The sequence below is a fragment of the Pseudonocardia sp. McavD-2-B genome (assembly GCF_024124365.1).
Taxonomy (GTDB): domain Bacteria; phylum Actinomycetota; class Actinomycetes; order Mycobacteriales; family Pseudonocardiaceae; genus Pseudonocardia; species Pseudonocardia alni.
In genome coordinates, this window is the sequence record NZ_JAMXSG010000502.1 from 1 (window position 1) to 1605 (window position 1605).

Below are 1605 nucleotides of genomic sequence, written 5' to 3' on the forward strand. Positions count from 1 at the left end.
CGGCAGCGCCCGCCGCCTCCCCGGTGCGCCGCGCCCGGCCGGCCCGGCCCCGTCGGTCGCCGAGGCGGCCCCCGGCCCGGGGACCCCCGGGACCGGTGCCGCGGGTGCCGACGGTGCCGACCACTCCGCGGTGCAGCTCCCGCCCTCGCCCGCGATGGTCTGCGACGCCGGGGGCGTCGTCGTCCACACCAACGCCGCACTCCGCCGCCTCGCCGGCTCCGCCGACCCGACCGGCATGCGGCTCCCGCAGCTGCTCGTCGGCCCGGACTCCGACGCCCGTCTGGTCCGTGCTGACCGCCGCCTGGCCCGGGTCAAGGTCGTCCGCTGGAACCAGCCGGGTGACCGCACCGTCGTGCTGCTCACCCCGTTCCCCGACGCCGCGCCCGCGCCGTCGGACGAGGCCCCCGCGCTCGACCTCGAGCGCGCCACCCGCTCAGGCACCTGGACCTTCGACCTGCAGGCCGGGACGCTGACCCGCAGCGAGGGGCTCGTCGAGCTCTACCGCGCGCTCGGCGTGCGCCCCGACGGCCCCGACGGGCCCATCGAGGGCGAGCAGGTCGAGCGGGTCTGCCGGATGCTGCGCCGCGGCCCGGACGCAGCGCCGGAGCCCACCACCGCGCACAGCTCCGAGATCCGCCCCCAGGGCGGCGCGGTGCTGTCGTGCCGCACCCGGATCGACCGCACCCCCGGTGGTGCCCCGCTGCGCCTGATCGGGACCGTGCAGGACGTGTCCGACCGGCGCCGGGCCGAGTCCCGCGCGCAGCGCTCCGGGCAGCGGTTCGCCGATCTCGTCGCCACCATCACCACCGGCGTCGCGATGCTCGACGGACGCGGACGGATCGTCGACGCCAACCCGGCGCTCTGCCAGCTGCTCGACGCCGACCTGGAGACCCTGCGCGGCGTCCCGGCACGCAGCCTGTCCGCCGAGCCCCAGTCCGACCTGCGCGGCGGACTGCCGGACTGGCTGCGTGACCCGTCGCACCCCGAGCCGACCTACCGGATCGAGTCGCTGCCGCTGCTGCGCGCCGACGGGACCCGGGTCGACTGCGAGGTCGTGGTCAACGCCGCGCCCTCCGACGACGGCCGCCCGTTCTGGCTGCTCGTCGTCACCGACGTGGGGGAGCGCCGCCGCGCCGCCGACGTGCTCCGCGAGGCCGACACCGTCGACCCGCTGACCCGGCTGCCCAACCGGGCCGGGCTGCTGGAGCTCGCCGACCGGCTGCTGGCCGGGCCGGACGCCGCCCGGGTCGCCGTGGTCTGCGGCGACGTCGACGACTTCGCCCGCGTCAACACCGGCCTCGGCCACGACGCCGGCGACACCCTGCTCGTCGAGCTGGCCGGGCGGCTGCAGCGCGAGCTGCCGTACCACTGCACGGCCGGGCGGCTGTCGGCCGACGAGTTCGCGGTGGTCTGCGCCGACGTCGACGAGGTCGGCGGACCGCAGGCGCTCGCCGCCGTCGTCGCCGGGTTGCTGCGCGGCGACGTCACCGTGGCCGGCAGGCCGATCACGCTGACCGCCTCGGTCGGCGTCGCCGGGCGGGACGCCGCCGTGGCCGGCCCGCAGGCCGACGCCCGCGGCCCCCGCGGCGACGACCTGCTGCGCTC

The 1605-nt window shown here is 78.4% G+C and carries 1 protein-coding gene; it reads left to right on the forward strand.

Annotation, left to right across the window (positions count from 1 at the left end; genetic code table 11):
- The coding region (locus NH602_RS30665; RefSeq protein ID WP_253069665.1) for a diguanylate cyclase domain-containing protein at window positions 1-1605 on the forward strand (1605 nt) is incomplete at both ends.